Genomic DNA, 25,874 nt, shown 5'->3' with positions numbered 1-25,874 from the left:
CGCCGGTCGGCGTCCGGCGGCCGCCCCACGTCCGGTCAGCTGGCGTACACCTCCAGCGCCGCCAGTTGCCCGGCCGGCCAGCCGGTGTTACCGGTAACGGTGATGCGCACGTAACGGGTCTGCGCGGCACTGAACGTCAGCGTCACGGAGTTGCCCGTCGAAGGATCGAACGCCCGCCCCGCCGCCCCGACCAGCGTCCCGAAGCTCGAACCATCCGTGCTGCCGCTCACGGCGACAGTCTGCGTACGAGCACCCCACGCCGACGACGGCGGCAGCTTCAGCACCACCCGTCCGACCGTGCGCGCAGCGCCCAGGTCGACCTGCACCCACTGGGGGAAGGCGTTGTTGGCGCTCTCCCAGTAGCTGTTGGCGTCGCCGTCGACCACGTTGCCCGAGCCGTAGCTCTGCACGTGGCTGCTCTCGCTGGTGGATCGGCCGCGGGCGAGGTCGGAGTTGGCGGCGGCGTCGGTGGTCACGGTGACGGCGTTCGACGCAGACGAAGTGTTGCCGGCGGCGTCGCGGGCGACGACCGTGAAGGTGTACGAGGTGGACGCGTTGAGCCCGCTCACGGTCGCGGTGGTGCCCGTGACGGTGGCGACGACCGTGCCGCCCTGGCGTACCTGGTAACCCGTGACACCCTTGTCGTCGGTCGACGCCGTCCACGCCAGGGAGACGCTGCTCGACGTCTTGGCGGTCACGGCGAGACCACTGGGGGCGGTCGGCGGGTTGTCCGTGGTGCCGCTGGAGCCGTACACCTCGACCTTGGCGAGCTGGCCCGCCGGCCAGCCGGTGTTGCCGGCGATGCTCAGCCGGAGGTAGCGGGCCGTGGTGGTCGTCAGCGTGCGGCTGACGGTGTTGCCGGTCGCCGGGTCGAAGGCGAACGCCGAGGCGCCGGCGATGGTCGAGAAGGAGCTGCCGTCGACGCTGCCCTGCACGGTGATGGTCTGGGTACGCGCGCCCCAGCCGGCGGGGAGTCGCACGACGAGCCGGCTGACCTGCTGGCTGGCGCCCAGGTCGACCTGCCACCAGTGCGGGAATGAACCGCCGCCGCTCTCCCAGTAGCTGCCGGCGTCGGAGTCCACCGCGTTCGCCGCCGTGAACGAGCCATTCTGGCTGCTGGCCGAGGCGGACCGGCCGGCGGCGAGGTCGCCGCTGGTCGGGGGCGGGGTGCCGACCGTGGGCGGGGTGGGGCGTGTGGCGGTGAGGGCGAGCTGTCCCTTGAGCATGCGGCCGCCGTCGGCGGTGATCCGCAGGTAGTAGTCGGAGGAGCAGGCGACGCCGTCCTCGTCGAGGGCGCGGATGTTCGCGCCGGCCGGGGTCATCGCCTGCGTCTCGGCCGTCTTGGCGATCTGGTTGCCCTCGTTGTACTCGTCGAACATGGACACGTAGAGGCCCTGGGAGCCGAGCCGGACCATGTTGTAGATGTGCCGCCAGTAGAAGTCGCCGTGGCGGCGGTGCCCGCCGGCGAGGTCACCGGGCATCACGCAGGGCAGGTAGTCGATGCCGCGCGCCGCGCAGTCGGCCATGTCGCCGATGTTGACGTTGTTGTAGTACGAGTCGAGGCCTTCGAGGGTGTCGGTCCGGTAGACCATCCACGGCGAGATCGCGTGAAAGGCGTGGTAGACGTCGAGGAAGCCGGAGCGGGAGTCCTCGATGCCCTGCCGCCACCAGGTGGGCACACCGCCGATGACGTAGCAGCCCTGCGCCTTGAACCAGTTGATGACCTCCAGGCAGGGCCCGGGGGTGAAGGGCCGGCTCGGTTCGCTGAAGCCGAAACCCCAGATGCAGACGACGGGCTTGCCGTTCTGGCGGGCGTACGCGCTGGACGCGGTGTGCGTCGACATCTTGTTCAGCCAGTCGGTCTTGATGTCCGCCTGCATGGTGAGCCAGTCGGTGACGTCGTACATGATGTAGAACTTGCGGTTGTAGCGCTCGGCCGCCGAGCGGACCTTGAGCGTCATGGCGTCGCGGGTCGGCCCCTCGTCGCCCGTCGGGTTGAAGCGTTGCAGTGCGGCGGTGTCGCAGCCGTACTCCTGCATCCAGCGAAAATGGGTGTCCACGGTCTGCTGGTCGTAGGAGGAGAAGAGGGTGGCCGGCGATCCGTTGCCGAGGTTCGGGTACGCGGTGGGATAGCTGCGCGTGTACTCGCGCATGTCCGGCCAGGACACGATTGTGGTGTTGCTGGGCGAGGGCGGCTGGAACCGGTCGCGGCTCCAGTGCCACCAGCCGCCGATCGGCGCGGAGTCGCCGGGTGCGCTGAACCAGCCCTGGTAGCCGACGGTGACCTTGCCGACCACGTCCCCGACAGGGCTGGCGGCCTCTGCGGGGCTGTCGAGCGTGGCGAGCAGTTCGGTGGTGGAGGCGGCGGCGAGGGCGGAGCCCGCCAACACGGACGTGACGAACCTGCGGCGGGTTACCGCCATGGGGACCACTCCTTCGGGACGGAAGGCATTGACGGTCATCGTGGCAGTTCCGAATGTGGTTCAGCAAGAGTAGGACTGATCAATGCAAAAATTCGTCAGATTCCGGGAAGCGATGTAGGCCTGCCATGTTTCGTGCCTCAAAGGTGCTGCTTGGTTGTTTTGTACGTTTTATCCTTCTTCGATGGAGATAGCAGCTCGTTGGTTGGTGACCGGAGCGCACGGCATGCTGGGTCGGGACATGGTCGACGCGCTGACACACCACCCCGGCGCGTCCGTGACCATCGCCGACCACGCCACGCTCGACGTCACCGATCCCGCGGCGGTCGCGAGCCTCGTGCCGGGCCACGACATCGTGGTCAACGCCGCCGGCTGGACGAATGTGGACGCCGCCGAGGACGCCGAGGACGAGGCGACAGCCGTCAACGGCACAGCCGTGGGTCACCTGGCGCGGGCCTGCGCGGATTCCGGGGCCTGCCTGCTGCACATCTCGACCGACTACGTCTTCGGCGGCGCCGCCCGCAGCCCCTACCAGGAGCACGAACCCACCGGCCCGGTGAACGCGTACGGCCGGAGCAAGCTCGCCGGTGAAGAGGCGCTGCGGCAGTACCTGCCCGAGCAGGGCTACATCGTCCGTACCGCCTGGCTGTACGGCGAACACGGACGCAACTTCGTCGCCACCATGCTCGCCCAGGCCGCCGAGTCCCGCGTGGTGCGGGCGGTGGCGGACCACACCGGACAGCCGACCTGGAGCCGGGCGCTGGCCCGGCAGTTGGTGGAGCTGGGCCAGGCAGCCCACGCCGGGGTGGCGCCGCCGGGCATCTACCACGGCACCAGCGCGGGCCACTCGACCTGGTACGACCTGACCCGTGCGCTGTTCGAGCTTGCCGGGCTGGACCCGGAGCGGGTCCAGCCCGTGTCGCACACGATGTTCCCCCGCCCCGCGCAGCGTCCCGCCTACGGCGTGCTGGGGCACGGGCGGTGGCGGGTGGCCGGGGTGAGCCCGCAGGCGCCGTGGCGGGAGCAGCTCGAGGAAGCGTTGCGGACACCGGTGTTCGCCGCCCTCGCCGGGACCGCCCGCGCCCGCTCACCGCGCCTCGAGACGCTGGGGCGGTAACCGCACGGCGCGGGCGTCCCGACGCCGTTACTGGGTCGCCGCCACCGGGTCGAGGTCGCGCGCCTGGGTGAGGACCTGGCCGCCGTGGCGACGGCGAGCGTCGCGCACCGTCATCCGCACACCCTCGGTGAGGCCGACCTTCGGGTACCACCCGAGCAGCTCACGGGCCTTGCGGATGTCGAGCGCCATGGCGCGCACCTCCCCCGGCCACGGCAGTGGCTCGTAGCGGGCCGCCGCGTCGACCCCGCACGCGTCCCGGACGGCGTCGTACACCTCGTTGATGCTCGTCTGCCGGCCAGAGGCGATGTTGACCATCCCCGCCCCCGGGTGGTGCGAGGCGACGGCCACCGCCTCGGCCACGTCACTGACGTGGATGAAGTCCCGGGTCTGAGCGCCGTCGTCGTAGATAACCACCTGCCGACCACGGACGAGGGCATCGGCCATCAGGGACACGACGCCGCAGTCACCGCCCTCCTGCCGGGGGCCGTAGACATTGCCGAAGACCATCGAGGTGTACGCCAGGCCGTGCTGCCGCCCGTACCAGTCGAGGTAGTGCACGCCGGCGGCCTTGCTGATGCCGTACGGGCTGACCGGCGCGATCGCGTGGTCCTCACGGATCGGCAGCTCGTTGGCGGGGATCCGGCCGAAGATGGCGCTGCTGGCCGCGTTGATCACCAGCCGTACGCCGCTGCGCACGCAGGCGTCGAGCACGTTGACGGTGCCGAACACGTTCACGTCGGCGTCGTAGAGGGGTGAGCGGCGGGCCGCCGGGACGCTGGGCTGCGCGGCCAGGTGCACCACCACCTCGGGTTGCCACTGGTGCACGATCTCCAGCCCTTCTGGAGTACGGATGTCGCCGGTCACCACGTCGGCCTCGGTCAGCCCGCCGTACGCGGCGTCGGCGAGGTTCTCCAGCCGCCCGGTGGAGAAGTTGTCGAGGACGCGAACCTCGCTTCCCATCAGCATCATCCGGGCGACCACGTGGCTGCCGATGAAGCCGGCGCCGCCGATCACCAGAACGCGCCGGGGCACCGGGACTGCCGTCGGTTCTCCACTGGCAGCGATGTCGGACAGGACCATCTGGAACTCCTCGGTGCGACAGGGCCGTCGGCCGGCGCGGCAACCCGGGCTCGGGCCACCGGGCGCTGGCCTGGAACGCCCAAAAAGGGAACCTTTCGCCACCCAGGTTGACGCCATATAGGCGCGCTCGTCCCCGGAATCCTTTTTTTGCCGTTTTGACCCTCTTGGGGTTTTTGTCCTTGACACTTGCTCCCGGGGTGCTGGCTGGCATGCCCTGCGAGTCCCTGACCGAGGAGGTCGACGCGTTGAGGAAGACCGGGGGTCCCATCCGTACGGGCCACTCTCCGGCGTCGCTCGGCCGCGCCGACGTCCCGATCGGTGTCGGTACGGCGTCGAGGTCACCGGCGGTTTACCAGGTGTCCGTGCCCCGCGCCGAGCGGCGCGAGCGGACCCCGAGGTCGGAGGAGAACAACCGGCGCGTACGCGTGGTGGTCATTGAGCCGGACGACGTCGCCGCCGTACCCGACCGGCTCGACGACGAGTTCGACGTCGCCGCCCGGCTGCCGATGCCGTCGCGCGCCGAGGACGTCGCGGCGGTCCTGGCCCGTGTCCGTCCCCGACTCCTGCTGCTCAAGCACTCCCTGGAGAGCATCGACGAGCGCCTCATGACCAGTTGCCTGAGCGCCGGAGTCGAGATCCTGGTGCTGGCACGACCGGTCTACGGGCTGCTGCGAGCGCCGGCGATGGCCCGCTTCGGCGGGCTGCCCTGGATCCGCCTGGCCTCCGGCGCGGGCCGACCCCGGCACGAACGACTCAAGCGGGCCTTCGACCTCGCCGTGATCCTGCTCGGCGCTGTCGTGGTGATCCCGCTGATCGCGCTGATCACCGCCGTGGTCTCGTTCACCGGTCCACCGTTCTACCTTCAGGAGCGCGTCGGCGCGGGCGGCCGGCTGTTCCGGCTGGTCAAGTTCCGGACCATGCGAGTCGACGCGGAACAGGCCACCGGGCCCGTCCTGGCCCAGCCCGACGACGCCCGGATCACCCCGATCGGACGCTGGCTACGACGCTCCCGCCTCGACGAGCTCCCGCAACTGTGGAACGTCGTACGCGGCGAGATGAGCCTCGTCGGCCCACGCCCCGAACGCCCGGAGTTCATCGCCGGCTTCGAACGCCTGCCGCACTACGACCTGCGGCACCTGATCCGCCCGGGCCTGACCGGCATCGCGCAACTCACCGGCGGCTACGCCGCCACCGTCGAGGACAAGCTCCGCTGCGACCTGCTCTACCTCAACTGCCGGTCGATGCGGGTCGACCTGGCCCTGCTGCTGCTGACCGTCGTCGAGCTGTTCCGGGGGTTCCCCCGTGGGTAGCGCCACCGACACGGTCGACACCCGGGTCACCCGCAACACGGCCAGCATGCTGGGCGCGCGGGTGGTCATGGCGCTGTCCGGGCTGGTCTCGGTGCCGGTCGTCTACCAGAGCCTCGGGCCCCGGGAGTTCGGCGTCTGGATCGTGCTGACCGGCCTGCTGACGATGGCCGCGCTGATCGATCTCGGACTCGGCTCCGCGCTGGTGCGCGAGGTGGCCAAGGCCGTGAGCGCGGCGGACCGGGACCTGGTGCGCCGACTGCAGGGGCTGACGCTCGGTTGGGCAGTGCTGCTCGGTCTGCTCACCGTGGGCACGCTCGGCGTCTGCTGGCCGTGGATCAGCGGGCTGCTGCGGCTGGGCGACCTCGCCGACGAGGCGTGGCACGCCACGCTCTGGCTGGTTCTCGGCCTGGTGGCCGGCGCCGTCGAGCTGCCCTGGCGTGCCGTGCTCGAAGGCGGCCAGCGGTACGGGTCGCTCGCGGCGATCAGCGCCGGCACCGCCGTGCTCGGCGCGGCACTGGCCATCCTGGTGGTACGCCTCGGCGGCGGCCTCGCGGCACTGGCCGCCTCGGCCGCCGCCACCGGCGCGATCCGTACCCTTTTGCTCGCCGGGGCCACCCACCGACAGCGTCCGGACCTGTCTCCGCGCTGGGCACGGCTGCACCGGCGCGACGTACGCCGGATCGGCGGGTACGGCATGCGGGTGCAGGTGTCCGCCGGCGCGGGCATGGTCAACGTGGAACTCGACCGCCTCGTCCTCGGCGGCGTCTTCAGCCCCGCTGTCGCCGGCGAGTTCGACCTGGGCACCCGCCTGCTCAACCTGCTGCGGCTACCGCCGAGCCTCGCCCTGGTCGTGCTGTTCCCCGCGGCGGTCGCGCGCTCGGCCGCCCAAGGCATCGGTTGGGCGGACCGGTTCCACCTGGCGGCCACCCGTTACCTGGCCCTGTTCCTCGCGCCGGCCGCCGCGGCCCTGATGGTCAGCGCCGACCCGCTGGTCCGGCTCTGGCTGGGACACCAGGTCACCTGGGCCACGGTGAACATCCTCGTGCTCACCCCCGCCTACGCCCTCAATCTGATCAGTGGGGCGACCACCGTGGTGGCCCGGGCCGAGGGCCGACCCGGGTTGGAGACGCGGTACGTGCTGCTGTCCGTCGTTCTCAACCTGGCCCTCACGGCGCCGCTGATCTGGCTCTGCGGACCGCTGGGCGTACCCCTGTCGACCGCCCTGGCCGTGGTGCTCAGCACCGCGTACTTCCTGGTCCACTTTCACGCGGCGACGGCCCGGCGGCTGACGCCGCTGGCACGGGCGGTCTGGCCGCCGATCGCCGTGGCGGTCGCGGCCGGACTGGTCGCGAGCGCGGCAAGCCGATACCTGCCGGATGGCCCGGGGCGACTCGACGCCGCCCTCGCCGTGTCCAGCCGGACGGGTCTGACCCTGCTCGTCGCCGCCGTCCTGCTGGTCATCGGCGGACACGTCAGCGCGGGCGACCGGATGCGCCTGCACCGGCTGCTGCGCGCTCCCGCGGCCATCCTCGCGTCGACGGCGGGCGGTCCGCGATGAGCGTCGACCGCCGGACCGCCCGGTGCCTCGTGTGTGGACCGCGGCAGGACCACCGACCCGAACTCGGTGGGCTGCTGCGCCGCTGCGCGGCCTGCGGGTTCGCCTGGACCGCACAGGAGCAGGCCGAGGCGGACGGCCGCTACGACGAGGACTACTTCGCCGACGGCGGTTACGACGACTACTTCCGGGCCGGACCGCGCCGGTTCGAGGCGGGCCGCCGGCTGCGGTGGCTGCTCTCGGCCACCCGCCCCGGCACGCTCCTCGAAGCCGGCTGCGCCGGCGGCTACTTCCTCGAAGCCGCCCACCACGCCGGCATCAACGCCACCGGCATCGAAGTCAGCCACGCCGCCGCCACCTACGCCCGCGACCACCTCCACATGCCCGTACGCCAGGGCTACTTCGAAACCATCGCACCCACCCTCACCGCCGACACCATCTGCGCCTTCCACGTCCTCGAACACGTCCAAGACCCCCGCGCCTTCCTGCACGCCGCCCACACCGCCCTCACCCCCGGCGGCTGGCTCGCCCTCGAAGTACCCAACATCGCCTCCGCCGCCGCCCGCCGACTCGGCACCGACTGGCCGGGTCTGCAACCGCGCTACCACCGCTGGCACTTCACCCCCGCCACGCTGGTCCGGCTCGTCACCGACGCCGGCTTCGAGGTGGTCCAGCAGGACACCACCGTCTTTCGCTACTACATGCCGCTGCGGTACCGGCTGCGGCACGCGCGACACCTCCTACCCGCCGACCTGATCGGGCTCCGCTCACCGCGGCTGACCCATCCGCGACTCGGCGACCTGCTCCGGGTGATCGCCCGGACGCCACAACACCGACGGAGTACCCGATGAAACTGGATGGGATCGAGCTGGTCCGCTGCCGGCTCTGCGGCCGCGCCGGCGGGCACTCGCCGACGCTCGGCGACCTGCTCTGGCGCTGCGCCGACTGCGGCTTCGTGTGGACGGCCGGCGACGCGCCGGACCCCGAGGAGCTGTACGACGAGGCCTACTACACCACCGACGGGTACCAGGAGTACTTCTCCTCGGCCGGTCAGCGCCGGTTCGAGGCGGGCCGCCGGCTGCGGTGGCTACTCTCGGCCACCCGCCCCGGCACGCTCCTCGAAGCCGGCTGCGCCGGCGGCTACTTCCTCGAAGCCGCCCACCACGCCGGCATCAACGCCACCGGCATCGAAGTCAGCCACGCCGCCGCCACCTACGCCCGCGACCACCTCCACATGCCCGTACGCCAGGGCTACTTCGAAACCATCGCACCCACCCTCACCGCCGACACCATCTGCGCCTTCCACGTCCTCGAACACGTCCAAGACCCCCGCGCCTTCCTGCACGCCGCCCACACCGCCCTCACCCCCGGCGGCTGGCTCGCCCTCGAAGTACCCAACATCGCCTCCGCCGCCGCCCGCCGACTCGGCACCGACTGGCCCGCCATCGCCCCGGCGTACCACCGGTGGCACTTCACCCCGGACACGCTCAGCCGGATGTTGGTGGAGACGGGCTTCCGGGTCATCTCCCACGACACGGTCTTCTCGCGGTTCTACTGGCGCGCGGCGGCCCGGTGGCGCAACGCGCGGAACCTCCTGGTCGCCGACGTCGCCGCCTGCGGTTCGCCCCGGGTGACACACCCCCGCCAGGGCGACCTGCTGCGGATCTTCGCCCGCCGGAACGACCGGAGCGGGTCGTGATGGGCGCCCCACTGCTGTCGGTCCTGCTGATCAGTTGGAACACGCGCGAGCAGACCCGGCAGTGCCTGGAGTCGCTGGCCGCGACCGCCCCCGCCGACCTGGACTACGAGGTGGTGGCCGTCGACAACGCATCGTCCGACGGCTCCGCCGACATGCTCGCCGACCAACCCCGGGTCCGCCTGATCCGGAACAGCCACAACACCGGCTTCGCCGCCGCCGTCAACCAGGCGTACCGCCGCTCGACCGGACAGCTGGTCCTGCTGCTCAACAGCGACGTCCGGTTCCATCCGGGCGCGCTGACCCGGATGATCGACCATCTTCGGGAGCGGCCGGACGTCGCCGGGGTGAGCCCGCTCTACCTGAACCCGGACGGCACCTTCCAGCAGCACTACGTCCAGCAGCCCAGCTTCGCCGCCAGCATCGCGCTGGTCACCGTGCTGCGCCGCATGCCCGGGTTCCGCCAGGCGCTGCACCGGTTCCAGATGCGCGGCGAGGACTTCAGCCGCCCCCGGCAACTCGCCTCCGGTAGCTGCATGCTGCTGCGCCGTTCGGTGCTCGGTCGGCAGACCATCTTCGACGAGACGTTCCCGGTCTACTGGAACGACGCCATCCTCGCCCGTCAGCTCCAGCAGGCCGGCCACCAACTGTGGATGCTCCCCGACGCGGTGGTGACCCACAGCCGGGGCGCGTCCTGCCGGCTGCTCGGACCGGCCATCCGCTTCCGACACCTGCTGGGCAGCATGGTCAGCTACCTGCGGACCACCCAGCCTCGGCACCGGATGGCGGTGTTCCAGGTCGTCCTGGTCCTCGACCACCTCGTCAAGCGGCTCCTTGGCCGCCCCGTACAGCTCGGAATGACCGACCTGCTCGCCGCGCTGCGCGGCGACGTCGGTCCGCTGCCCGACGGCGACACCCGCGACTGGGTGGTGCTGTTCAGCCGCGACCGCTGGTCGGTCGAGCGGCACCAGGCGGTGTCGGACCAGTTGACGCCCGGGCAACGGTTGCTCTTCGTCGACCCGCCGGGCCGTCGTCCCCGCTGGCGGTGCGAGATGACCCCGATCGGCTCGACGGCCTGGCGCGCGGTCGCGCCGACCGCGCTGCCGCTGGGTGACGCGCTGCCGCCGGTCAACTGGATCAACCGGCGGGTCGCGGCCAGCGTGCTGCGTGGCTGGCTGGACCGGCAAGCCGGCGCACGCCTGCTGCGGCTCGACGACGAGCGCGCGCGTCCGGTGCTGGGCCGGCTCGGTGAGGACGAGGTGCTGCCGGCCGCAGCGCCCCGGCCGATGGAACGGTCGGGTCGTGGCTGAGCGCACCGCCCGCCGACCGGTGGCACCGGCCGACCCGACGGTCACCGACGACCCGGACTGGGTGGTCGTCTTCAGCGGCATCCCGTGGGCGAACGGCGCCCACCGGCAGCACGCGCTGGCACGCGAACTGACCGTCGACCACCGGGTGCTCTTCGTCGATCCCGCCGGGCACCTCCCACGGTGGCGGCTGCGCGTCCGGCAGGTGGCCGACGGCCTGTGGCAGTGCGCCGGGCCGGCTCTCCTGCCGTTCGGCCGGCACGTACCGCCGGTCAACCGGGTCAACCGCTGGTTCGCCGCGCTCCGGCTGCGCCGCTGGTTCCGCCGGCACGCCGACTCGGTACGGCTGCTGTGGCTGGACGAGGACCTGGCCGCGCCGGTCGCCGCCCGACTGGACGCGTCCGCGGTCGTGTACGACGCCACCGACCTGGACTGGACGTTCACGCGCCCCTGGAACCGACGGCACCTGCGCCGTGCGCTGCACTCCGCCGTCGGCGCGGCCGACCTCGTGCTCGCCTCGTCCAGCGCCCTGCCGGAACGGATGCCCGCCGTCGACCCCGCGCCGGTGGTCCTGGCCAACGGCTGCGACCCGGAGCACTTCTCGCCGGACGGCCCGGTCGCGCCCTGGTTGGCCGGGCTGCGCCGGCCGCTGATCGGCTACAGCGGGGCGGTCGACACCCGCGCCTTCGACGCGCACCTGGTCGCCGAGGTGGCGAGGGCACACCCCGAGTGGACTTTCCTGCTGATCGGACCGTCCACCCGTGCCGGCCGCGCCCCGCTGACGCACCTGTCCAACGTGCACCTGGTGGACCCCGTCGGCTTCGCGGAGGTGCCGAACATCCTGCGAGCCTGCGACGTCACCATCATCCCGTACCGGGTCGGCAGCCTCGTGGACTACGTGCACCCGAAGAAGTGCTACGAGTACCTCGCCCTCGGCAAGCCCGTGGTCGCCACGCCGCTGCCGGCGCTGCACGCGCTCGCCGACGTCATCACCCTCGCCGGCGACGCGACGGGCTTCGCCGCCGCCGTCGGCGACGCGCTGGACGGTGCCGGCGTACCCGAGCAGGCCGCCCGACGCCGGGCGGTCGCCGTTCGCAACACCTGGGCCGTGCGGGGTGTGCGACTGCGTTCACTGCTGGCGGGGTTGCCGCGATGAGAGTGCCGATCGTCGCACCGACCGTGCTGCTCGGCGGCGCGGGGCTGGGCGCCCTGGTCACCGTGGTCACCCTGCTGCCCGGGCCGGTCGGGCTGGCCGCCGCCGCCGGCGTCCTCTGTTGTGGCGTGTTCCTGCTCTGGCCCTGGGCGGTGCTGCCGGTCGGCATCATCGGCGGCGCCGTGATCGGTGCCATGCTCAGCGGCGGTGACGTCCGCGGGTTCATCGCGGTGAAGATGCTGCTGCTGGCCGCCGGCGGCGTCGCGCTGGCCGTCCGCCACTGGCTCCGCGTGGAACGGCCAGCCGGGCGTACGCCCGCCGACGTGGGCATGCTGTGCCTGATCGGGTTGACCGTCGTGGCCGCGATCTACGGCCTCGCCGTCGGCAACCAGGCCGAGGAGGTGTTGGTCGCCGCCTACCAGATGGCCACGATCCCGGTGTACTTCTTCGTCGCGACACACACCCTGACCACGACCCGCCGGATCCTGGCGGCCGGCGTCCTGTACGTGGTGCTGGCGGGCGTCTTCACCGCGCTCGCCGTCACCACGCCCGGCCGGCACGGCGGACTCATCACCCTCATGGCGGTCCCGCCGCTGATCTGGGCCGCCGGTCGACTGCGGGGGTGGCGTCGCAACGGCGTCCTCCTGCTCGCCGGGTTCTTCGCCGTCGACGTCCTCCTGGCGTCGTACCGGGGAATCTGGCTCGCCGCCGCGCTGGCCCTGCTGATCATGCTGGTCCGTGGTGGTCGGGCCGTCCGCACCGGGCTGGCCGCCACCGCCGCCGCCGGCGTCGCGGTGGCGGCGGTCCTGGCCCTGCAACCGGGGGTACGCGACCGGTCCGGCGAGATCGCCAAGGGCCTGGCGCAGTCGGCCGGCTACCGGGGTGCGGAGTCGTCAGTGGGCCTGGGTGTCTTCGCCGACCAGCCGCTGGTCGGCGCCGGCCTCGGCCAGAGCACGCCGGGCGTCTACCTGTCCGGCTTCACCCTCACCGACGTCGGGCCGGTCTACCACGCCTTCTACGTCACGGTGCTGGCCAACATCGGGCTGGTCGGCCTCCTGCTCGTCCTCTGGCCGATCCTGCGCAGCGTCCGCGTCGGCCTGGGTAGTCGGAACGGGATCACGCTGCCGTTCGCGGCGCTCTCCTGCGGCTTCCTGGCCGCCGCCGTCTTCGCCGCGCCGACCGACGGGCACTGGGAACTGGGCCTGTTGCCGGCACTGACCCTGCTCACCGCAGAACAGGAAGGCGCACCGCTCCGACGATTCGCAGGAGCGCTCCTGCACCGTCCGGTGCACCGGACGGGAGTCACGGTATGAGTAACGCCGACGCCACCGCCGTCGTGGTGACCCACAATTCGGAGCGGCAGATCGTCGCCGCCCTGACCGCGCTACGGCAGGAGGGACTGCCGGTCCGATTGGTGGACAACGCCTCCACCGACGGCACGGTCGCGCTCGTCCGACACCGCTTCCCGGAGGTGACGGTCCTCGCCAACACGGCCAACACCGGCTTCGCCAGCGCGGTGAACCGGGCCGCGGCCGGGATCGACACCGACGTCGTCCTCCTGGTCAACCCGGACTGCGTGGTCACCCCCGGAATGGCCGCGGAGCTGGTCCGGGTCATCAGGAGCCGGCCGTCGGTGGGCATCGCGGGACCGCGGCTCGTCGACGCGCACGGCCGGATCGCGATCAGCGCGCACCGGTTCGAGTCCCTGGGCACGGTGCTGGCCAGCCGTTTCGGTGGGTCGCTGGCGCCGGTCGCGCTGCGCCGGCTGCTCAGCGGCCGGCAGCGCCGAGCCGCCTACGACGCCCGCGTGCGGGGAGCGCAGCCGGTGGCGGTGGACTGGGTCTCCGGGGCCTGCCTGGCGGTACGCACGGACCTGTTCGAGGCGGTCGGCGGGCTCGACGAGGGCTACTTCCTGTACTACGAGGACGAGGAGCTGTGCCTCCAGGCCGCCCGGCGGGGTGCCGAGGTGCTGTACGTGCCGTCGGTGACCGCCCGGCACACCGGCGGCGCGAGCAGCTCCGACCCGGCCTGGATCTGGCCCCACCTGTACCGCAGCATGCTGCGGTACTTCGCCCGGCACCGTGCCGGCACCCTGCGCGCCGTACGCGGCGCGGTGCTGCTGCGCGCCCTGATCGGTATCGGTCTGGCCGGAGCGCGAATGCCGCTGCAACCCCGCGCCGGAACGGCGCGGCTGCGGGCCTGGACCCGCATCGGCCGAATCGCGGTCACCCGAGGAGAGACGAGAGGAGGAGCGTGATGCACGTCCTGATCACGGTCGTCGGCAAGCGCACCGAACACTGGACGGACCTGTTCGACGTCCTGTGTGAACAGCCGGACGTCACCCTGACCGTCCTCGCCGCGGACGTGTCGCCGGTGACGCGACGCGAGCTGGCCCGGCTCGCCGGCCGGCACCTGGGCCTGCGGTACCACATCGTCCCGCACCTGCTCGGCGAGTCGCTGACCGGGCACATGGCCTCGGTGCTGTTCCGGCTGCCCGGCCAGCACGACGTGACCACCGCACGCCCCGACATCCTGCACGTCATCGGCGAGGCCGCCTACTTCACCACCTGGCAGGCCCTGCGGCTGCGTCAGCGCTGCTGGGCCGGCGTACCCACCACCCTGTACGCCGCGCAGAACGTGGTGACCCGGTTCCCGGCGCCGTTCCCCCGCATCGAGCGGCAGTCGTACCTGTCCGTCGACCACGCCTTCCCGATCACGCCCGCGGCGCTCAACGTCCTACGGGTCAAGGGATACCGCGGTCCGGCCACGATCGTGCCGCTCGGTGTCGACACCCGGGTCTTCCGCCCACTGCCCACCGATCCGGCGATGCGCCCGTTCACGGCCGGATTCGTCGGGCGGTTCGAGCCGCACAAGGGTGTGACGGACCTGCTGCGCGCCGCCGAGCTGATCGACTGCGACGTGTCGCTGGTCGGGGACGGCAGCCTGCGCGGCGAGATCGAACGGGCGGCCGCGCGACGGCCCGGCCGGGTGCACCGGCACGGTTGGGCCGGGCACGCCGACCTGCCCGGTCTGCTGAACCGGATGGACGCGCTGGCGATGCCGTCGGTCGAGGTGGTGCAGCGCAACACCCTGCCGTGGGTCGGCATCCCGTTGCGCGAGCAGTTCGGCCGGGTGCTGGTCGAGGCCATGGCCTGTGGCGTACCGGTCGTGGGCAGCGACGTCGGCGAGATCCCCTACGTGGTGGGCGACGCCGGCCTGGTCTTTCCCGCCGGCGACGTACCCGCGCTGGCGGCCTGCCTCGCGCGACTCCGCGACGATCCCCCACTCGCCGGCCGACTGGCCAACCAGGGGCTGCGCCGAGCGGACGCCGAGTTCGACTGGGAACGCATCGTCGACACCCTCTGCGCCACCTGGCGCGGGCTTCGCTCCCCCACTCGCCCCCTTCGCACACCGCCCGCCGAGGCCGGGCACTCAACAAGAGAGGCGATCGCCTGATGAGCGCGTCGATAGATGTCAAGGGCCTGCTCGGTGCCTCACGGCGCCGCGTGGGCGTACCGCTGATCGGCCTGTGCGCGGGCCTGGCCGCCGCCCAGGGGGTCACCGCACTCCTGCCGGCCCGCTACGAGGCCGAGGCGTCTGTACTGGTCAGCGCCGAACAGACCGACGAGAGCCGACCTGCGGATCTGGCTCTCGCGCAGAACCTCACACCCACCATCGCCCGGCTCGTCGGCTCCCGGGAGGTCGCGATCGAGACGGCGCGCACGCTGCGACTGCCCGAGCACGCGGTGCTCGGCCACGTCAGCGGTGAGTACGAGCTCGGTCTACAGATCATCACCGTGCACGCGAGCGCCGGTTCCGGGGCCCAGGCCGCCGCGATCGCGAACGTGGCCTCCCGTGCCGCCAGCGACCGCCTGAGCAGACTGGAAATGGGCGGCTCGACCAGCATCAGCGCACGGGTGCTCGACACCGCGAGCGCGCCCGCCACCCCGGCCTTTCCGAAACCGTTGTTGAACGGCGTGCTCGGAGCCCTGGCCGGACTGCTCGCCGGCTGGGGCGCGACAATCCTGCGCGACCGGTTCGACAGCCGACTGCGCGACGTCGGGCAGGTCGAGACCCGCCTGGGCCTGCCGGTCCTCGGCGTGCTGCCGAAGCTGCCGCGCCGGTTCTCCCGCCACCACGCCAGCGCGCTCTACGCGCGGACCGACGTCACCGACGCCGTACGTGCCACGATCTCGACCCTCAGTGTGCTCACCGCCCCGCTGCCGCGCCGGAGGCTGCTGGTCACCAGCGCCCACGACGACGACGGAAAGGCGCTGGTCACCGCGCTGCTGGGTCTCGGTCTGGCCGACGAGCACTGCCGGGCCACGCTGGTGGACGGGGCGGTACGGGACCCGGTGCTGTCCGGTCACTTCCCGGAGGCGCCACACACCTGGCAACAGGTCCTCACGCAGAAGTGCTCTCCGGTGCGCCTGGTCGACTTACCCACCCTGACCGTGCTGCCGGCCGAACCCCGCGAGGGCGCCGACACGCAGGCCCTGCACGACCTGGGCGGACTTCTCAACGCGTTGGGTGAGGACGAGGACTGCGTACTCGTACACGCGCCGCCGATCCTGGCGGGCCGGGAGATCTCCGCCTTCGCTCAGCACGCGGACGGTGTGCTGCTGGTCATTCGGGCCGGCCGGACCAACCTCGACGACGGTACGCGGGCAGCCCGGCTCGTGCAGCGCCTCGGGCTCCCCCTGGCCGGTGTCGTGGTGATCGGCGCGGAGGCGCGTACGGACCACCGGGTTGCCGGTCAGCAGCCGACTCCGACGCCGGACGTGGCACACGAGACCCTTTCGGTGCCGGCGTCGAGGTCGGGCGCCGTCATCCGGGAGCTGGTCAGCGCGCTCGTCGAGGACTCCTCCGGCAGCACGGGCGGGCGGCACCGCCGGCAGACCGGAGAGTCGGGCGGCTCGGCTCGAACGTCCGGGAGCGGCAGGACGGTCGAAGGCACCGTCGTCGAGCAATCGACGCCGACCGACCGGGCGGCGCCGACCGACCGGGCGACGCCGGCCGAACGGGCAGCGCCGGCCGAACGGGCAGCGCCGGCCGAACGGGCAGCGCCGGCCGAACGGGCAGCGCCGGCCGAACGGGCCATGCCGGCCGAGCGGGCCGTGGGCGACGCGAAGGCCCACCCCCCTCAGACGCCGGTCAGGTCGACCCGCATCGAGGACGCCATCACCGAGCCCAACCCGGTCGTTACCGACGTTCCGCGCGGTCCCGAGCACGCGAACGGCTCACCGGTCCGGGGCGGCAGTGCCGGGGTGAGCGTGCTCGGACGGCCACTGGCCCGGCCCGAGGCGACCTGGCAGACGGCGATGCCCGAGCCCGTGCCGCCGCCGTCGTCCCCGCAGACGCCCATCCCCGACCTGGCGGGCCGGTGGTCGGCCTACGGGCAGGAACTACTGCCCGCAGGACGACCGAGTACGGAACGACTCTCTTCCACATCCATTGTTCTGCGCCGCGCGGTCGCCGTCGGCGACGCCGAACGCTGGGGCTGACGAACGAGGGGGCGGCTGCCCGCACGCCCCGAGGCGAGCCGCCAGTTGCCGATCAGGAACACCGACAAGGAGATTGCCGATGAGTGAGATGTTGGCGCCGACCCAGTCGTCCGACCCGATGCTGGACGATCCCCGCGCGCTCTACTGCGACCTGCTCAAGAAGGCGTTGACCAGATACGTCTTCCGCGAGACGTGGATGCCCTACCAGCCGCGCCGCGGTTCCCTGCACGGGAAGCTCTACCAGCGCGGCCGGCACCTGCTGCAACGCAAGGGGCTGGAACTGGTGCTCCAGTTCCCCTTCGACGCGGAGGCACGGGCCAACGGCCGGGACTGGCCACCGGAGGCCGACACGATGATCGGTCTGCGCCGGCTGGACAATCTGGAGCGGTGCATCGCGGACGTGCTGGATCGGGGCGTGCCCGGCGACCTGATCGAGACCGGGGTCTGGCGGGGTGGCGCGACCATCTTCATGCGCGGGATGCTGCGCGCCTACGGTGACCGGGACCGCACGGTGTGGGTCGCGGACTCGTTCCGCGGCCTGCCGAAGCCGGATCCTCGGCGGGTCGAGGACGTCGAGGACGCGCTGTGGCAGGTGCCCTTCCTGGCCGTGTCGCAGGAGCAGGTGATGAAGAACTTTGAACGGTACGGGCTCCTCGACGACCAGGTCCGGTTCCTCAAGGGCTGGTTCTCGGACACGCTGCCCACCGCGCCGGTGGAACGCCTGGCGGTGATGCGTCTCGACGGGGACCTCTACGACTCGACGATGGTGGCGCTGCGTTCGCTCTACCCGAAGCTGTCGGTCGGTGGGTACGTGATCATCGACGACTACCACGCCGTACGCGGATGCAAGCAGGCCGTCGACGACTTCCGTGCCGAGCACGGCATCGAGGACGAGCTGCACCAGGTCGACTGGACGTGCCGCTACTGGCAGCGGTCGCGCTAGACGAGTGGTCGCCGACGGGCGCCGGCGATCCGCTCGGCTGCCCGCCGTGTCGATGTGCTGTTGAGCGGTATACCTCAGAGGTATCAATATGACTCTGAGGTATACCGCTCACGACCGCGTCCGCCTCGACGAGGTCAGGAACCACTCGTTCAGGGCGTGTTTCAGGTGTCAGCGGCGGCGGAGCAGGCGCCAGCGGTCACGAGCAGCTCTGCCGTCCGTGAGTGGTCGCCTCGTAGCGCCCAGTCCAGTGGCGAGTAGCCGGTCCCTCGATCCTCGCGAAGGTTCGGGTCGGCGTCGTGGGCGAGAAGTTCTTGCACCACGTCGGTGTATCCCCAGGCCGCCGCAGCGCACAGGGGCGTTCCCTCCTGGCCGTGCCCACTCTCGGTGTCCGGCGTAGCGCCAGCGGCGAGGAGAAGCCGCACGAGATCGACCGCGCCATGCACGGATGCCTGGTAGAGAGGGGTCGTGCCCTCGCGGTCGGCGGCGTTGGGGTCCGCTCCGACGCGCAGGAGCGCGCTGGCGGCCGCCGGGTCTTCGCGGAGCACCGCCTCCATCAGGCGCTTGGCGATCTTCTTCCGCTGTCGCTTGTTCACGGTCTTCACGGTAGGCAAACGGGTTGGGTGCGGGAGCCGGCGGCGTGCTGATACGTCCGTGCGCGGCTCAGTTGGTCGGCGCGCTCTGCGGGTTGGCCGCGAGCCACTGCGCGACACGGTCCTCGCGGACGGCCGCGAAGAGCGCCGGAGCCTTGACCTCGTCCAGCCGTACCGCGGAACCGGCCGGGGTCTGGAGGTTGGCGTCGCTGAAGGGTGCCGTGACGAACTGGACGGTCTCAGGCCGGACCCGGCGCACCGCGAGAGCGAGGTCGGCCAGGTCGAGGTCACGGTCGACGACCAGCGACTCGGCCGCCGTGGTGAGCACCCGGTCGAGTCGGGTCGGGTTGGTGAGCAGACTCGTCGCGCTGATCCGCTCCGCGAGGGCACGGACCACCAGCTGCTGGTCGTAGATGCGCCCGAAGTCGCCGCCGGGCACGCCGTGCCGCTGCCGCATCAGGTCGTCGGCCGCCCTGCCGTCCAGGTCGTGACAGCCGGCGGTCCAGGTGACTTTCGTGTCCGAGGAGGTGACCGCGTACGGCAGGCAGACGTTGATGGTGCCCACCGCGTCCACGAGCTTGCGGACGGCGGCGAAGTTGGCCACCAGTACCCCGTCCAGGGGTAGGCCGGTGAGCTTGGCGACCGTCTCGGCGGCCAGCGCGGCGCCGCCGAAGGCGAAGGCAGCGTTGATCTTGTTGAGGCCGCCGGACCACACCGTTCCAGCCGCGGGAACGTCGACGTAACTGTCCCGGGGAATCGAGACGATGGTGGCCGCGTCCCGAGCGGCGTTGACGTGCACCAGCATGATGGTGTCCGAGCGCTGACCCGGGTAGAGCGCCTGATCCGGCTCACCGTCGCGGGAGTCCGACCCGAGCAGCAACAGGTTGAGGGGCCCCGACTTCCAGCGGCGCTCGTCGCGGGGACCGGTGCCCTGACCGAGAATGTCCTCGCGCTGCACCCGGCTCTCGTACCGGTGCTTCAGACCAAAGCCGACCGTGACGACGCCCGCGCAGAGCACCGCGAAGATCGCGGTCAACGCGACCATGGCCTTCTGCCAGCCCGGCAAGGCCCGCCATCGGGACGTTGCCGGCGGGCCCGTCCGGCGGGTACCGGTCACCATCTTGACCACCTCTGCACCACCTGTCGGGACGTCGAATCTGTTGCGGCGCAAGGGATGCCGCCAGACCACCGCGGCGTCACCCACACCAGGGGTATTTAATCACCCTTTAGGGTCTCTATAGGCTTTTATCCCGTTTGCCCGATTCTGCCGATGCCATCCTGACCTTCGAGTTCACGAGGGGGTTGGCCATGTACGGAAGACCTACCAAGGGTCCACACATCGGCGGGGGGCTGGCGGCCACCGGAGTCGCCGTCCAGTCGTGGTTGTTGGTCGGCATCGGCCTGGTCGTGCTCGGCCTGGCGTTGTGGTTCGTCGCCATGCTGGGCCGCGAGCGATGACAGGCTCCTCCACCTGGGGAGCATGGCTGCGGGCGGCGACGGGCATCCTGTTCGGCGTCGCCGCCGCCGCCGCGACCCTGTGGCGCTGGCACGACATCGCCAGCGGCGAGGCCTGGCTGAACGCCCGCCTGGTCGACGCCGTCGGCCTGGCGCACACCAGGTCGATCGGCGCGGCGGTCATCTTCCCGCTCGACGAGCGCTGGGTCGGCTTCATGGTCTCCAGTGGATGCTCGGTCGCCATGTTGCTGATACCGCCGATCGTGCTGGCCTCGACCCTCGTCGGGTTCCGGCGCATCTCGATGTTCCGGGGACTGAACGCCCTGGGAATCGCCACCCTGCTGCTGGTCACGGTGAACCAGGTGCGCCTCGCCGCGGTGGTGGTCTCGATGCAGACCTGGGGCTTCCGGCTCGGCTACGAGCGCAGCCACGTGCTGATCGGATCCGTGATCACGACGGCCGGTTTGATCGCCGTGGCGATCCTGTTCATCGTCCTGGTCAGCCGGACCACGCGCATGCGAGGGGCGGTCGCCGGTGTCCGCTGAGACCCAGACCCTCGCGTTGCTCAACACGGCGGCGTTCCTGCTCTGCGTCAGCTTCTGCGCGTACGTGCTGAGCATCCTGGTCTTCCACCTGAAGACCCGACGTAGTCGGGGCGGTAGCCCGGACGGCTTCGACTGGCACATCATCGTGCCGTGTCGCAACGAGGCGTCCGTCATCGGCGACACGCTGCGGCGGCTGCTCGGCGACTTCCCGCAGGTGACCGTCTGGTGCGTCGACGACGCCTCCGACGATGGCACGCTCGCCGAACTGGCCGCGTTCGCCGACCAGCCCCGGGTGCACGTCATCCGGCGTCAGCTGCCGGACGCGCGGCAGGGCAAGGGCGCCGCGCTGAACGCCGCCTGGCGGTGTATCGAGCAGTCGCTTCCGGTCGACGTCGACCGCAGCCGGGTGATCGTCGGGGTCCTGGACGCGGACAGCCGGCTCGACCCACAGGGGGCCGTCGCCCTGTCCGGCCGGCAGTACTTCGGCGCAGCGGGCGTCGGCGCCGTACAGGTGGAGGTACGCATGCTCCAGTGCGCGCCGCGCCGGTACGCCCCGGCGACCGCGGTCAGTCGCTGGGGACGGCTGCTGATCCGGCTACAGGACATGGAGTTCCGCGCGCCGATCGCCGCCATGCAGTCCCTGCGCCGGCACACCGGCAGCGTGGCGATGGGCGGCAACGGCCAGTTCACCCGCCTGTCGCTGCTCAACGACATCGCCGCCGAGCACGGCACGCCATGGCACGGCGCCCTGCTGGAGGACTTCGAGCTGGGCCTGCACATCCTGCTGGCCGGCGGACGCACCGAGTACTGCGCGGAGAGCTGGGTGGCCCAGGAGGCGCTGACCCGGATCGGACCGTTGGTGCGGCAGCGGACCCGCTGGGCTCAGGGCTCGATGCAGTGTGGCCGCTATCTGGGCCGGGTGCTGCGCTCCCCCCGGATCAGAAACTCCGCGACACTGGAGATCGCCCACTTCCTGGCCGCACCGTGGACTCAGCTCCTCGGCACGCCGATCTACGTCGCCTGCCTGGCGGTCATGATCTATTACGTCGACCACACCGCCGGCGGGCTGGGCGGCTGGTGGGACAGCGGCGGGTGGGGCGTACCGCCGCTGGTGCTCGTCTTCGGCGTCGGACCGTTCGCCCTGTGGGGAGTCGTCTACCGGGTTCGCTGTGAGCCGCAGTTGTCGGTGGGCAAGGCTCTGCTGCTCGGCGTCTGCCACTGGCTCTACAGCTACGCCCAGTCGCTCGCGGTCTGGCTGGCCTTCGCCCGCATGGTGACCGCCCGCACCGACTGGCAGAAGACCGCCCGCGCCGCCGACCCGCCGGCACCGTCGACTCCGGTCCGGGCCATCGGCCGGGTGTCCGTTCCGACCCAGCCGAACCGGGTGCAACCGCCGCGCCGATCGGGCCGTGCGGATGGGCCCCGCTCGATCCGGCCGCCCCGCCACCTGACCCACCTCACGCACCTGACCGCCACCCCCACCACAGACCGCCCCACAACCGCCCACGTCAGAAAGTAGACATCTATGCCACGAGTCAGATCCGGTCTCGCCCGTACCGCTGTGGTGCTGGCCGGTGGCCTCGCCATGGCCGTCCTGGCGGCCTCCCCGGCGTTGGCCGACACCTCCCAGTCCTCGGCCTCCGCGCTGCAGATCAGCCTGCTCGGTGGAGGGCTCGCGAGTTCCGGCACCGCGTCGGCGACCAACGACGGCACCACCGAGTCGATCTCCGGTAACCAGAATCCCCCGCTGGGTGTGCTCGGCGGACAGACCGTCATCACCGCCGGGGTGTTGGCGCAGAACGTCAGGGCCTTCAACGACGGCTCCTCGGCGGCCTGCGCCGGCGTACTCGGCGTCGGCGGCACGGTGACCATCGGTCCCGGTGGGTCGTGCCTCGTCACACCGGGTGCCGGGGTCACCCTGACCCTCGGAACCAGCGGCCTCGCCACGATCGCCCTGGTGGCCGACGCCATCACCTCGCAGTGCACGGCCACCAGCAGCCCGTCGGCAACGGGCTCGACGAGCCTGGTCAACGCCCGGATCACGTCGACGCTGCTCGGCATCGAGACGACGCTGCTCAGCCTGCCGGTCAACCCGGCGCCGAACACCGGGCTGAACGTTCCGGGGCTGCTCAACCTGACCCTCAACGCGCAGTCCAGCTCGGGCGTCGGTCAGCTCAGCGTCACGGCGCTGAACCTCACGGCTCTCGGCGGGGCGCTGGCGGGCGTGACCATCGGCACGTCGAACTGCGGGGCCAACGCGGTCGCGCCGCCCATCCCGGTGATCCCGCTCGCCGGGGCTCCGCTCGCACTCGGTATCGGCGCGCTCGTGGCCGGCACCACCGGCGGGTTCTCGCTCTACCGGCGTCGCCGCGCGACCGCCAGGAGCTGACCCACCATGTGTGCGAGCAGGTCGACGACACGAGAGGTCCTGATTCTCGCCGGCACCAGGCCGGAGGGTGTGAAGACCGCGCCTCTGATCCGCCGTCTCCTCGATGATCCGAGGTTCACGGTGCGGGTGGCGGACACCGGCCAACAACCGGGACGCGTCGCCGAGGCACTCCTCCCGTTCGGCCTCCGCCCCGAGGTGAGCCTGCGCCCACAACGGCGCAGCGGCTCGCTTGCGGAGTTGGCGGCGGCCCTCATCACGGGGGTCGACGACCTGCTCGCACACCACCGTCCAGCGGCGGTCGTGGTGCAGGGGGACACCACGACCGCCCTGGCCGGCGGGACCGCCGCCTTCTGGCGGCGCATCCCCATCGTGCACCTGGAAGCCGGCCTGCGGACCAACGACCTGGACCGGCCGTTCCCGGAGGAGGCGAACCGCGCGATGCTCGCCCGGATCGCCGCGCTGCACCTCGCGCCCACGGAAGCCGCCAGGGCGAACCTCCTGGCCGAGGGCATCGCCGCCGAGGCGATCGCGGTGACCGGCAACACCGTCGTGGACGCGCTCGAGGACCTGATCGAGCGCGGCGCGGCCCGGCCACCGGCCTGGGTCGAGCCGACCCGCAAGCTGGTGGTGGCGACCGCGCACCGCCGGGAGAACTGGGGCGAGGGGGTGGCGGCCACGATAGACGGGCTGCGCCGTCTGGCACGGCAACGCCCCGACGTGCAGGTCGTCATGGTCGCCCACCCGAATCCCCGCCTCAGCGCCGAGGTCAGCGCGGGCCTCGCGGGCATCGCCAACACGCGGGTCACCCCGCCGCTGGCCTACCCGCAGATGGTCGGGCTGCTGCGGATGGCCGACCTGGTCGTCACGGACTCCGGCGGCCTTCAGGAGGAGGCGGCCACCCTGGGAGTGCCGTTGCTGGTCACCCGGGACACCACGGAACGTCCGGAGGCTCTGGCAGCGGGTCGGGGCGAGCTGGTCGGCACCGATCCGGAGCTGCTGCTGTCGGCGGGCCTCCGGCACCTCGCCACACCACGCGCGTCGGCGGTCGGCTCGCCGTTCGGCGATGGACGGGCGGCCGAACGGTGCGTCGCCGCCATGGCGCGGCTCCTGGACGTGTCGGCTCGGCGCGTCACGCAGGTCCGCCGGACGATCGGGGCCGCAACCTGACACGCACGAATTCGGACAATCGTTAGAATTCTGGGACAAACCTCTTCGATCACCTGATAATTGACCCATCGATCGGCAGCGTTCCGCGCCGAGGTTCTCACTGATCAGTGATCGAAGGAGTCGTCAGGTGCAGGCGTTGTTCAACGGGCAGCAGTCCCCGACTCTGCAAAGCAGGTTCTCCGCCCAACACAACGCCTTCGGCGTGCTACGCCTGGCGATGGCCTGTGGCGTGATCATCGCGCACACCGGGCCGCTGGGCTTCGGCCGGGCGAACATCGGCGCGGCGACGTTCGGCCGGCAGAGCGACCTCGGCACCATGTGCCTGTACGGCTTCTTCCTGATCTCCGGCTTCCTCATCGCCGACAGTGCCCTGCGCTCCACACTGCGCCAGTACGTCCGCGCCCGAGTGCTGAGAGTGTTCCCCGGTTTGTGGGTCTGCCTGCTGGTCACGGCGTTCGTGTTCGCCCCGTTGGCGGCGCTGTACGAGAACGGCAACCTCGACGGGTTCTGGGGGCACCCGGACGGCCCGTTCGACTACGTCACGACCAACGTCATCGCCTCGATGGAGCAGTTCCCCATCTCCGGGCTTCTGGCCGACACCCCGTACGGACAGATTGTCGGCGGACCGAGCGCCTTCGACGGTTCACTGTGGACACTGCGGTACGACCTGGCGCTGTACGCCGTCGTCGCCGTCCTCATGGTGACCTCAGTGCTGCACCGCGCCCCTCGCGCGGTGCTCGTGCTGACCGGCGGTTGCTACGCCCTGATCCTGGCGGACTTTTTCGCGGCGCCCGGCTGGAGCTCCCGGCCGCCCCAGCACGGCGCGGTCGGGCCGTTCCCGCTGATCGGGGCGTTCGCCGCGGACTGGACGTTGATGCTCGGCTTCCTGTTCCTGTTGGGAGCCGCCGCACGCCTGTACGCACACCGGGTCCCCGTGAACTCCCGGCTGGCCGTGCTGGCCGCCGTCACGCTGGTCGGCTCGCTGTGGCTGGGCGGATTCTTCGCGGTCGGTCTCCCGGCGTTCGCCTACCTCGTGCTGTTCGCGGCGGTCGCGCTGCCCAAGAGGTGGTCGCACATCAGCCGCCGGAACGACTACACGTACGGCATCTACATCTACGGCTTCCCGGTGCAGCAGATGGTCGCTCTGCTCGGCGGCACCCGGTTCGGGATCATCGGCTACATCGTGCTGAGTCTGCTCGGCAGCGTCCTGTGCGCCGCCCTCTCCTGGCACCTGGTCGAACGTCCCGCACTCGGGTTCAAGACCGGCAGCGGACGCGCCCGGCACCGGGTCGCCAACCAGGCCGCCCGGCAACGTCCGCAGCGCGCCACCGGCCCGGTGGGCGTTGCGAGGGCCGAGACACGCCCATCGACCGGCCGGCACCAGGCCGGCGCGCGGCACGGCCGGTCGACGCAGCCGATTCCGAAGGCGGGGGCCGCGCTGCGCCGCGCCAACCGGTCCGGCACGCCGGACCTGACGTTCCTGGTCCCGCCGAGCCGGGCCACGACAGCGGTCAGGCCGGAGAGCAAGATACCGGGCATTCCGGCCGTGACCGCGCCGTCGAAGCACAGCCAGACCATCGCCACCACGCCGTCTGAGTGACACCGCCGGGGCCGGAGCCGCACGCCGGCTCCGGCCCCCTTCG

22 protein-coding genes are annotated in these 25,874 nt (G+C 71.6%); 18 read left to right on the top strand and 4 right to left on the bottom strand.

Annotated elements, in window-relative coordinates; genetic code table 11:
* Nucleotides 1-35: 35 nt before the first annotated feature.
* Nucleotides 36-2,423, bottom strand: coding sequence for a discoidin domain-containing protein (locus ACLQ25_RS16080; protein ID WP_425731673.1), 2,388 nt, complete (start codon nt 2,421-2,423; stop codon nt 36-38).
* Between the two features lie 181 nt (nt 2,424-2,604).
* Here ACLQ25_RS16080 and rfbD point away from each other — a divergent pair, with 181 nt between their 5' ends.
* The gene (gene rfbD, locus ACLQ25_RS16075) at nt 2,605-3,537 is read left to right on the top strand and encodes a dTDP-4-dehydrorhamnose reductase (RefSeq protein WP_425731672.1); all 933 of its coding nucleotides are present in this window, start codon (nt 2,605-2,607) and stop codon (nt 3,535-3,537) included.
* A gap of 27 nt (nt 3,538-3,564) precedes the next feature.
* Here the strand turns inward: rfbD and ACLQ25_RS16070 are convergent, their stop codons facing one another.
* A complete protein-coding gene (locus ACLQ25_RS16070) occupies nt 3,565-4,617 on the bottom strand; it encodes an NAD-dependent epimerase/dehydratase family protein (protein ID WP_425731671.1) in 1,053 nt (350 codons plus the stop codon).
* 356 nt (nt 4,618-4,973) lie between these two features.
* Here ACLQ25_RS16070 and ACLQ25_RS16065 point away from each other — a divergent pair, with 356 nt between their 5' ends.
* The 11 genes from ACLQ25_RS16065 (at nt 4,974) to ACLQ25_RS16015 (ending at nt 18,085) form a co-directional block, all read left to right on the top strand.
* The gene (locus ACLQ25_RS16065; RefSeq protein WP_425731670.1) at nt 4,974-5,927 is read left to right on the top strand and encodes a sugar transferase; all 954 of its coding nucleotides are present in this window, start codon (nt 4,974-4,976) and stop codon (nt 5,925-5,927) included.
* Nucleotides 5,920-7,485: a lipopolysaccharide biosynthesis protein gene (locus ACLQ25_RS16060; RefSeq protein WP_425731669.1), complete on the top strand. Its 1,566-nt coding sequence runs from the start codon at nt 5,920-5,922 to the stop codon at nt 7,483-7,485. Before ACLQ25_RS16065 ends, ACLQ25_RS16060 begins: the two co-directional genes overlap by 8 nt.
* Entirely contained in the window at nt 7,482-8,333 is an 852-nt protein-coding gene (locus ACLQ25_RS16055; RefSeq protein ID WP_425731668.1) for a class I SAM-dependent methyltransferase, read from the top strand. The genes ACLQ25_RS16060 and ACLQ25_RS16055 overlap by 4 nt, the downstream gene beginning before the upstream one ends.
* Complete coding sequence (locus ACLQ25_RS16050) at nt 8,330-9,181, top strand: class I SAM-dependent methyltransferase (protein ID WP_425731667.1); 852 nt, start codon at nt 8,330-8,332, stop codon at nt 9,179-9,181. The genes ACLQ25_RS16055 and ACLQ25_RS16050 overlap by 4 nt, the downstream gene beginning before the upstream one ends.
* A complete protein-coding gene (locus tag ACLQ25_RS16045; RefSeq protein WP_425731666.1) occupies nt 9,181-10,488 on the top strand; it encodes a glycosyltransferase family 2 protein in 1,308 nt (435 codons plus the stop codon). Before ACLQ25_RS16050 ends, ACLQ25_RS16045 begins: the two co-directional genes overlap by 1 nt.
* Nucleotides 10,481-11,641 (top strand): glycosyltransferase, encoded by a 1,161-nt coding sequence (locus ACLQ25_RS16040; RefSeq protein ID WP_425731665.1) that lies wholly within the window; start codon nt 10,481-10,483, stop codon nt 11,639-11,641. Before ACLQ25_RS16045 ends, ACLQ25_RS16040 begins: the two co-directional genes overlap by 8 nt.
* On the top strand, nt 11,638-12,951 hold the full coding sequence (locus tag ACLQ25_RS16035) for an O-antigen ligase family protein (protein ID WP_425731664.1): 1,314 nt from the start codon (nt 11,638-11,640) through the stop codon (nt 12,949-12,951). Before ACLQ25_RS16040 ends, ACLQ25_RS16035 begins: the two co-directional genes overlap by 4 nt.
* Entirely contained in the window at nt 12,948-13,895 is a 948-nt protein-coding gene (locus ACLQ25_RS16030; RefSeq protein ID WP_425731663.1) for a glycosyltransferase family 2 protein, read from the top strand. Before ACLQ25_RS16035 ends, ACLQ25_RS16030 begins: the two co-directional genes overlap by 4 nt.
* Nucleotides 13,895-15,094: a glycosyltransferase family 4 protein gene (locus tag ACLQ25_RS16025; RefSeq protein ID WP_425731662.1), complete on the top strand. Its 1,200-nt coding sequence runs from the start codon at nt 13,895-13,897 to the stop codon at nt 15,092-15,094. Before ACLQ25_RS16030 ends, ACLQ25_RS16025 begins: the two co-directional genes overlap by 1 nt.
* Nucleotides 15,094-17,142: a hypothetical protein gene (locus ACLQ25_RS16020; protein WP_425731661.1), complete on the top strand. Its 2,049-nt coding sequence runs from the start codon at nt 15,094-15,096 to the stop codon at nt 17,140-17,142. Before ACLQ25_RS16025 ends, ACLQ25_RS16020 begins: the two co-directional genes overlap by 1 nt.
* Before the next feature lie 79 nt (nt 17,143-17,221).
* A complete protein-coding gene (locus ACLQ25_RS16015; protein WP_425731660.1) occupies nt 17,222-18,085 on the top strand; it encodes a TylF/MycF family methyltransferase in 864 nt (287 codons plus the stop codon).
* A gap of 161 nt (nt 18,086-18,246) precedes the next feature.
* Here ACLQ25_RS16015 and ACLQ25_RS16010 read toward each other — a convergent pair whose 3' ends face one another.
* Both ACLQ25_RS16010 and ACLQ25_RS16005 read right to left on the bottom strand, forming a co-directional pair.
* The gene (locus tag ACLQ25_RS16010) at nt 18,247-18,678 is read right to left on the bottom strand and encodes an ankyrin repeat domain-containing protein (protein WP_425731659.1); all 432 of its coding nucleotides are present in this window, start codon (nt 18,676-18,678) and stop codon (nt 18,247-18,249) included.
* Between the two features lie 67 nt (nt 18,679-18,745).
* Complete coding sequence (locus tag ACLQ25_RS16005; protein ID WP_425731658.1) at nt 18,746-19,795, bottom strand: LCP family protein; 1,050 nt, start codon at nt 19,793-19,795, stop codon at nt 18,746-18,748.
* Nucleotides 19,796-19,983: 188 nt separating this feature from the next.
* On the opposite strand from ACLQ25_RS16005, the gene ACLQ25_RS16000 reads away from it, so the two are divergent.
* From ACLQ25_RS16000 to ACLQ25_RS15975, 6 genes are all read left to right on the top strand, one after another.
* Complete coding sequence (locus tag ACLQ25_RS16000) at nt 19,984-20,133, top strand: peptidase (RefSeq protein WP_396798679.1); 150 nt, start codon at nt 19,984-19,986, stop codon at nt 20,131-20,133.
* A complete protein-coding gene (locus tag ACLQ25_RS15995) occupies nt 20,130-20,675 on the top strand; it encodes a hypothetical protein (RefSeq protein ID WP_425731657.1) in 546 nt (181 codons plus the stop codon). The genes ACLQ25_RS16000 and ACLQ25_RS15995 overlap by 4 nt, the downstream gene beginning before the upstream one ends.
* The gene (locus tag ACLQ25_RS15990; protein WP_425731656.1) at nt 20,665-22,194 is read left to right on the top strand and encodes a glycosyltransferase; all 1,530 of its coding nucleotides are present in this window, start codon (nt 20,665-20,667) and stop codon (nt 22,192-22,194) included. The genes ACLQ25_RS15995 and ACLQ25_RS15990 overlap by 11 nt, the downstream gene beginning before the upstream one ends.
* A 6-nt stretch (nt 22,195-22,200) precedes the next feature.
* Complete coding sequence (locus ACLQ25_RS15985; RefSeq protein WP_425731655.1) at nt 22,201-23,064, top strand: choice-of-anchor P family protein; 864 nt, start codon at nt 22,201-22,203, stop codon at nt 23,062-23,064.
* Nucleotides 23,065-23,070: 6 nt separating this feature from the next.
* Entirely contained in the window at nt 23,071-24,231 is a 1,161-nt protein-coding gene (wecB, locus tag ACLQ25_RS15980) for a non-hydrolyzing UDP-N-acetylglucosamine 2-epimerase (RefSeq protein WP_425731654.1), read from the top strand.
* A gap of 127 nt (nt 24,232-24,358) precedes the next feature.
* Complete coding sequence (locus tag ACLQ25_RS15975) at nt 24,359-25,831, top strand: acyltransferase family protein (RefSeq protein ID WP_425731653.1); 1,473 nt, start codon at nt 24,359-24,361, stop codon at nt 25,829-25,831.
* Nucleotides 25,832-25,874 lie beyond the last annotated feature (43 nt).

The organism is Micromonospora sp. DT44, assembly GCF_049841635.1.
Classification (GTDB): domain Bacteria; phylum Actinomycetota; class Actinomycetes; order Mycobacteriales; family Micromonosporaceae; genus Micromonospora.
This window is presented reverse-complemented; position numbering and strand designations above follow the sequence as displayed.

Coding starts and splice junctions, on each gene's coding strand:
- ACLQ25_RS16025 (WP_425731662.1), top strand. CDS start 13,895: ATGCACGTCCTGATCACGGTCGTCGGCAAGCGCACCGAACACTGGACG.
- wecB (WP_425731654.1), top strand. CDS start 23,071: ATGTGTGCGAGCAGGTCGACGACACGAGAGGTCCTGATTCTCGCCGGC.
- ACLQ25_RS16035 (WP_425731664.1), top strand. CDS start 11,638: ATGAGAGTGCCGATCGTCGCACCGACCGTGCTGCTCGGCGGCGCGGGG.
- ACLQ25_RS15985 (WP_425731655.1), top strand. CDS start 22,201: ATGCCACGAGTCAGATCCGGTCTCGCCCGTACCGCTGTGGTGCTGGCC.
- ACLQ25_RS16050 (WP_425731667.1), top strand. CDS start 8,330: ATGAAACTGGATGGGATCGAGCTGGTCCGCTGCCGGCTCTGCGGCCGC.
- ACLQ25_RS16000 (WP_396798679.1), top strand. CDS start 19,984: ATGTACGGAAGACCTACCAAGGGTCCACACATCGGCGGGGGGCTGGCG.
- rfbD (WP_425731672.1), top strand. CDS start 2,605: ATGGAGATAGCAGCTCGTTGGTTGGTGACCGGAGCGCACGGCATGCTG.
- ACLQ25_RS16015 (WP_425731660.1), top strand. CDS start 17,222: ATGAGTGAGATGTTGGCGCCGACCCAGTCGTCCGACCCGATGCTGGAC.
- ACLQ25_RS16080 (WP_425731673.1), bottom strand. CDS start 2,423: ATGGCGGTAACCCGCCGCAGGTTCGTCACGTCCGTGTTGGCGGGCTCC.
- ACLQ25_RS16030 (WP_425731663.1), top strand. CDS start 12,948: ATGAGTAACGCCGACGCCACCGCCGTCGTGGTGACCCACAATTCGGAG.
- ACLQ25_RS16045 (WP_425731666.1), top strand. CDS start 9,181: ATGGGCGCCCCACTGCTGTCGGTCCTGCTGATCAGTTGGAACACGCGC.
- ACLQ25_RS16055 (WP_425731668.1), top strand. CDS start 7,482: ATGAGCGTCGACCGCCGGACCGCCCGGTGCCTCGTGTGTGGACCGCGG.
- ACLQ25_RS16005 (WP_425731658.1), bottom strand. CDS start 19,795: ATGGTGACCGGTACCCGCCGGACGGGCCCGCCGGCAACGTCCCGATGG.
- ACLQ25_RS16020 (WP_425731661.1), top strand. CDS start 15,094: ATGAGCGCGTCGATAGATGTCAAGGGCCTGCTCGGTGCCTCACGGCGC.
- ACLQ25_RS15995 (WP_425731657.1), top strand. CDS start 20,130: ATGACAGGCTCCTCCACCTGGGGAGCATGGCTGCGGGCGGCGACGGGC.
- ACLQ25_RS16070 (WP_425731671.1), bottom strand. CDS start 4,617: ATGGTCCTGTCCGACATCGCTGCCAGTGGAGAACCGACGGCAGTCCCG.